The organism is Acidovorax delafieldii, assembly GCF_007993815.1.
In the GTDB taxonomy this organism is placed as follows: domain Bacteria; phylum Pseudomonadota; class Gammaproteobacteria; order Burkholderiales; family Burkholderiaceae_C; genus Acidovorax; species Acidovorax delafieldii.
In genome coordinates this window covers 72,784-79,073 of record NZ_VJWE01000004.1, presented here as the reverse complement: position 1 = coordinate 79,073, position 6,290 = coordinate 72,784, and the positions used below count along the sequence as shown (strand labels likewise).

The 6,290-nt window shown below is 64.5% G+C and carries 7 protein-coding genes; 6 read left to right on the top strand and 1 reads right to left on the bottom strand.

Annotated features, from left to right (window positions below):
• Positions 1 to 89: 89 nt before the first annotated feature.
• On the bottom strand, positions 90 to 479 hold the full coding sequence (locus ATF69_RS23085; RefSeq protein WP_158641476.1) for a hypothetical protein: 390 nt from the start codon (positions 477 to 479) through the stop codon (positions 90 to 92).
• A 349-nt stretch (positions 480 to 828) separates the two neighbouring features.
• Here ATF69_RS23085 and ATF69_RS02325 point away from each other — a divergent pair, with 349 nt between their 5' ends.
• The 6 genes from ATF69_RS02325 to ATF69_RS02300 all read left to right on the top strand — a co-directional run bounded on the left by ATF69_RS02325 (position 829) and on the right by ATF69_RS02300 (position 6,245).
• Positions 829 to 2,154, top strand: coding sequence for an aromatic ring-hydroxylating dioxygenase subunit alpha (locus tag ATF69_RS02325; RefSeq protein ID WP_146869789.1), 1,326 nt, complete (start codon positions 829 to 831; stop codon positions 2,152 to 2,154).
• A gap of 5 nt (positions 2,155 to 2,159) precedes the next feature.
• Entirely contained in the window at positions 2,160 to 2,633 is a 474-nt protein-coding gene (locus ATF69_RS02320) for an aromatic-ring-hydroxylating dioxygenase subunit beta (protein ID WP_146869796.1), read from the top strand.
• A 9-nt stretch (positions 2,634 to 2,642) separates the two neighbouring features.
• Entirely contained in the window at positions 2,643 to 2,966 is a 324-nt protein-coding gene (locus tag ATF69_RS02315) for a non-heme iron oxygenase ferredoxin subunit (protein WP_146869788.1), read from the top strand.
• A 19-nt stretch (positions 2,967 to 2,985) separates the two neighbouring features.
• On the top strand, positions 2,986 to 4,281 hold the full coding sequence (locus ATF69_RS02310) for an NAD(P)/FAD-dependent oxidoreductase (RefSeq protein ID WP_146869787.1): 1,296 nt from the start codon (positions 2,986 to 2,988) through the stop codon (positions 4,279 to 4,281).
• Between the two features lie 89 nt (positions 4,282 to 4,370).
• Positions 4,371 to 5,087 (top strand): fumarylacetoacetate hydrolase family protein, encoded by a 717-nt coding sequence (locus tag ATF69_RS02305; RefSeq protein ID WP_146869786.1) that lies wholly within the window; start codon positions 4,371 to 4,373, stop codon positions 5,085 to 5,087.
• 33 nt (positions 5,088 to 5,120) lie between these two features.
• Positions 5,121 to 6,245: a cupin domain-containing protein gene (locus tag ATF69_RS02300; RefSeq protein ID WP_146869785.1), complete on the top strand. Its 1,125-nt coding sequence runs from the start codon at positions 5,121 to 5,123 to the stop codon at positions 6,243 to 6,245.
• Positions 6,246 to 6,290: the final 45 nt, after the last annotated feature.

The window sequence follows — 6,290 nt, the reverse complement described above, 5'->3', positions numbered from 1 at the left end:
TTCGCGAACCTCGGGTGAGAACTTGTTTGACTTCTTGCTCATGGCTCAATCCTCTCAGAGAAAAGAGCCTCCTCAAAACCCGGGGCGGTTCAGTCTTCAAGCATCGGGAACTCCGGCCAGACTGCATATAGCTCCGTCAGAAAACGGGTGAAGTCTTCGTATGTCTGGATGGGCTGCGCGTTGCTCTCATCGCCCTGAATACCCAGGAGCACTGCCCAGGCAAACAGGTGCTTGACTGGGCTGGCCACATTAGGCGGCCACAGGTCCGAAACGCTCAGCGCTAGAGCTACATCGAAGCGAACGTACTTGCATAGCACCGCCTCCACGGCTGCTACGTCTCGCTGGAAGCGCACGTCGCTCTCTGCCTGTTGCTTTGATCTACCGGAGAACTCCCACCTGTGTTTGGACAGCGACTCTGTTGCCCTGTTCGTGTCAGCGCGTTCCCGGCGTTCACGCTTCTCACGCGACTTCTTGCCCATGTTTCCCCCTAAGTTGTGCCTTGGCTTTATAGCTGCACGGATGCGTCAGAGGGGAAACCCTGTGCGTTGACGTTCTCTCAATTTCTTCTGGCCCGGTACCACCACAGCACGAGTTGTGTGGGGCCAACTTCGACTTCGCCACCGCCGCATGGTGCAGCAAATTTCCTACCCCGCCGTCAAAGTCATATTCACCTGAGTGATGTGAAACATCACCAGCGTTCCATTGACTGATATTGCTGCAGCGCGAATGATCGGTCCCCAGGCGCTGGGTGCGTCCGCACCGGCCCCGAAAGACTGATTGATAGATCGACTGATTGATTGGCGATGACAAAAAACAAAGGAGACGCCCATGCATGAATGCCCCGTGACCGTGTTCCCGCAGCAGATCCGCTGGGAGACGGACGGCACCAGCCGCATTCCCTTTCAGGCCTATACCGATGAGGCGCTGTACCGCAAGGAGCTGGACCGCTTGTTCTACAACGGGCACTGGTGTTACGTGGGCCTGGAGGCAGAGATTCCCAACGCGGGGGATTTCAAGCGCACGGTGATCGGCGAGCGTTCGGTGCTGCTGGTGCGTGACAAGGATGCTTCTATCCATGTGGTGGAAAACGTCTGCGCCCATCGGGGCATGGCGTTTTGCCGCGAGCGGCATGGCAACCGCGAGAGCCTGACCTGCCCGTACCACCAGTGGAACTACACCCTGTCGGGCGACTTGCAGGGTGTGCCGTTTCGGCGCGGCGTGAAGCAGGATGGCAAGGTCAATGGCGGCATGCCTGCGGATTTCAACCCGGCAGAGCATGGGCTGACCAAGCTCAAGGTGGCCACCCGTGGCGGCGTGGTGTTTGCGTCGTTTGACCACGGCGTGGAGCCGCTGGAGGAGTTTTTGGGCCCCACCATCCTGGGCTACTTTGACCGGCTGTTCAATGGCCGCAAGCTCACCATCCTGGGCTACAACCGCCAGCGTATTCCGGGCAACTGGAAGCTGATGCAAGAGAACATCAAGGACCCGTACCACCCCGGCCTGCTGCACACCTGGTTCGTTACCTTTGGGCTCTGGCGTGCAGACAACAAGTCGCAATTGCTGATGGATGCGCAGCACCGCCATGCGGCCATGGTGTCCACACGCGGCGCGGCGGGCAAGGCGGCGGATGTGACGCAGGTATCCAGCTTCAAGGCGGGCATGGAGCTGAACGACCCGCGCTTTCTCGACATTGCGCAGGAGGACTGGTGGGCGGGGCCACCCCCGGTAGCCAGCGGGGAGGGTGCAGCGGTGCCCAATGCGCAGGCATCAGTGCCGACGGCGGTGATGATGACCGTGTTCCCCAGCGTGATCTTTCAGCAGCAGGTCAACAGCGTGTCAACGCGCCATATCCAGCCGGATGGAAAAGGCGCTTTTGATTTTGTGTGGACGCATTTCGGCTTTGAGGACGACAGCGAAGAGATGACGCAGCGCCGCCTGCGCCAGGCCAATCTGTTCGGCCCGGCGGGCTTTGTGTCGGCCGACGATGGAGAGGTGATCGAGTGGTCGCAAGAAGGCTTTGAGACCAAGCCCGCGCACCGCACGCTGGCCGAGCTGGGGGGGCGCGATGTGGGCGACACGGACCACATGGTGACCGAGACGCTGATCCGGGGCATGTACGAATACTGGCGCAAGGTGATGGAGGCGGAGGCTTGACCATGATGGACTTCCAGACCTACTTTGAACTGAACCAGCTCTACGCCCGCTACGCCCGCGCGCTCGACGCGGCGGACTGGGGGGCGTGGCCTGAATTTTTTATCGACCACTGCGTGTACAAGCTGCAGCCGCGAGAGAACCACGAGCGCGGGTTTCCGCTGGCCACACTGGCGTTTGACAGCAAGGGCATGCTGAAAGACCGCGTCTACGGCATTCGCGAGACGTTGTTCCACGACCCCTACTACCAGCGCCATGTGGTGGGTGCGCCGCTGGTGCACAAGGTCGATGCGGATGGCCGCATCCACTGCGAGGCCAACTATGCGGTGCTGCGCACGCGCCTTTCGAAGGAATCGACGGTGTTCAACGTGGGGCGCACGCTGGATGAGGTGGTGCCCACGCCCGAGGGCCTGAAGTTCGCGTCGCGCCTCGTCGTTTACGACAGCGAGATGATCCCCAACTCGCTGATCTACCCCATCTGAGGAGCTGCCATGACGACGATGACGACGAACTGGATTGACGCCGCCGCGCAGGATGATGTGCCGCAGGATGACGTGATCGGCCTGGCCGTGGCCGGGCGCGACATTGCGCTGTATGGCGTGGGCGGCGAGGTGTTTGCCACTGACAACATCTGCACCCACGGCCATGCGCGCCTGTGCGATGGGTTTCTGGAAGGGCACGAGATCGAATGCCCGCTGCACCAGGGCAAGTTTGACGTGCGCAACGGCAAACCCACCTGCGCGCCCGTCACCGAGCCGCTGCGCAGCTACCCCGTGAAGATCGAGGGCGGCCGCGTGTGGCTGGCCCTGGACTGAACCTCTCAAGGAGCCCCCCATGACTGCTGAACGACCTGAGGTCGAGGCCGCTGCATTGCCGCATGAAGGCTCTAACGCGCACCCGGCTTCCACCATCGTGATCGTCGGTGCGGGCCAGGCGGGCGGCTGGGCAGCGCAAACGCTGCGCAGTGAAGGCTTTGCGGGCCAGATTGTGCTGATAGGTGAAGAAGCCCACCCGCCGCACGAGCGGCCACCGCTGTCGAAGGCGGTGCTCTCGGGCGCAGCCGCGCCGGAGAGCACGCGCCTCATGAAACCCGAGGCCTTTGACGCACTGGCGGTGCAATGGCGGCCCGGCGTGCAGGTGCACCGCATTGACCGCGCTGCCAAGCAGGTGCTGTTGTCGGATGGCACAGCGCAGCCCTACGACAAGCTCATCCTGTGCACCGGGGGGCGCGCCCGGCGGCTTGCCTTGCCGGGGGCAGACCAGGTGCCGCTGCACACGCTGCGCACCATTGAAGATGCGCAGGCGCTGGCCCCGGCCCTTCGGCCCGGCCGCAGCGTGGTGGTGGTGGGCGGTGGCTGGATCGGCTTGGAGGTGGCGGCCACCGCACGCCAGCAGGGCGCGGAAGTGGTGGTAGTGGAGACGCAAAGCCGCTTGTGTGAACGCTCTGTGCCTGCAGAGGTTTCGGCGTATCTGCTGGCGCTGCACCGCGCCCAGGGCGTGCGCGTGCTGCTGGGCGCGGGGGTGCGGGGCTTTGCCCGCGTTGCAGATGGCGCAGACGGCGCAGATATTCGCTCGGAGGTCTTGCTGGCCGATGGCAGCGCGCTGGCGTGCGACACCATCGTGCTGGGTGTTGGCCTGGTGCCCAACGATGAGCTGGCGCGCGCGGCGGGCCTGGCTTGCGAAGTTGGCGTGCTGGTCGATGCCCAATGCCGCACGTCCGACCCCGACATCCTGGCCGCAGGCGATGTGGCCGTGGCACCCAACCCCTGGGCGGGCCGCAGCCTGCGGTTGGAGTCGTGGCAGAACGCGCAGGAGCAGGGCATGGCCGCTGCGCGATCCGCCCTGGGCCAGGCAGTGGACTACCAGCCGCTGCCATGGTTCTGGTCCGACCAGTACGGCATGAACCTGCAGATCTACGGCATGCCCACGCCTGCGCACCGCGTGGTGCAGCGCGGCGACCCGGCCGACGGCAGCTTTGTGTTGTTTTACCTGGCGGGTGACGTGGTGCAGGCCGCCGTAGGGGCCAACGCAGCGCGTGACCTGCGCTTTGCCCGCAGGCTGATCGAGCAGCGCAAGTCGGTGAATGCCGAGCAGCTGGCCGACCTGAACACGCCGATGGCAAAGCTGTGAACCCAGCTGGATGCCGCGCAGCACAGAAGCCCGCACCTGCACCCAAGCCCACCAGAACCGAACACGACAACCCGCTAAGGAAACCACCGATGACCGCAACCACGTCAACCACTTACCTCTGGACCCCGCCCCCCGTCTATTCGCTGCCTGTGCATGGCAGCAGCGAGCGCCTGCCCATCCACCGGCTGTTCTTTGTGGGCCGCAACTACCACGCGCATGCGGTCGAGATGGGCCGCCCGGTGGACAAGTCGGTGGAAGTGCCGTTCTATTTCACCAAGGCAGCGTCCACGCTGGTCGAGTCTGGCGCGACCGTGGCCTACCCACCCGGCACCCAGAACTACCACCACGAAATGGAACTGGTGCTGGCCATTGGTGCGCCCGGTTTTCGTGTGAGCGAGGCGGATGCGCCCCGCCTTGTCTATGGCTATGCCTGTGGCCTGGACATGACGCGCCGCGACCTGCAGCTGGTGGCGCGCGACAAGGGCCGGCCTTGGGACCTGGGCAAGGATGTGGAGCAGTCCTCCGTGGTCTCCGAGATCGTGCCCATGCCGCAGGTGGTGCTGGGCCAGGGCGACCTGGAGCTGTCGGTGAACGGCACAGTGCGCCAGAAGTCCGACCTGTCCAAGCTGATCTGGAACATCCCCGAGCTGATTGCCGACCTGTCCAAGTTCTACCACCTGCAGCCGGGTGACCTGATCTTTACCGGCACGCCCGAGGGCGTAGGCCCGGTGCTGGCAGGTGACCGCATTGATGGACACATCGAAGGCGTGGGCAGCATCGTGCTCCACGTTGGCCCGGCGGAATAAGAAAAAAAGCCACATCCAGGAGACAACCCCACCATGACCACCGACCTCACGCCTTCCCCCGTGCGGCTGCATGCCGTTGCGGGCAAGGGCCAGCCCGATCCGACGCCCGAACTGGAGCAGCTGTACCGGGGCTTTGAGCAAGAGCTGCTGGTGCCGCTCTGGACGCAGATTGGCGACCTGATGCCCCGCCAGCCCCAATCCAAGGCCGTGCCGCACTTGTGGCGCTGGGACCGCTTGAAGGCCCTGGCCGCACAGGCGGGCGCCATCGTGCCTGTGGGCCGTGGCGGCGAGCGCCGTGCGATTGCGCTGGCCAACCCGGCGCTGGGTGGGCGCCCGTTTGCCACGCCCACGCTGTGGGCCGCCATCCAGTACCTGATGCCCGGCGAAGACGCCCCCGAGCACCGGCACACGCAGCACGCGTTTCGTTTTGTGGTGGAAGGCGAGGGCGTCTGGACCGTGGTGAATGGGGATGCCGTGCGCATGTCACGGGGCGACTTTCTGCCCCAGGCGGGCTGGAACTGGCATGCCCACCACAACGCTGCCACCGAGCCCATGGCCTGGATCGACGGCCTGGACATTCCGTTCTCGTACTACACCGAGAGCCAGTTTTTTGAAGTGGGGCGCCAGAAGCTCCCACCCGCCGAGCGCACCACCGCCGAGCGTTCTTATTCGGAAAGGCTGTGGGGCCACCCGGGCCTGCGCCCGGTATCGATGGTGCAGGCGCAGCCCGCCACGCCCCTGCTGGCCTACCGCTGGGTGGATACCGACCGCGCGCTGGCCGATCAGCTGGCGCTGGAGGACGAAGGCCAGGCAGGCACGCTGAGCCCCGGGCATGCAGCAGTGCGCTTTACCAACCCCACCACCGGCGCCGATGTGTTGCCCACGATGCGGACCGAAATGCACCGCGTGCGCGCGGGCGGCGCAACGCGGGTACACCGCGAGGTGGGTTCGTCCGTGTTCCAGGTGTTTGACGGCAGCGGCACCGTTACGGTGGGTGAACGCACCTGGCAGGTGGCGCGGGGCGACTTGTTTGTGGTGCCGTCGTGGCAACCGTTCTCGGCCCAGGCATCGGCCGCTGGCGCGCTCGACCTGTTCCGCTTCAGCGATGCGCCGATTTTTGAGGCGCTGCACAGCCACCGTGCGCAAGTCACTGTTTGATCCATCACTCACCAGCCGGATTCGGCTTTCATAAAACCAAGGAGA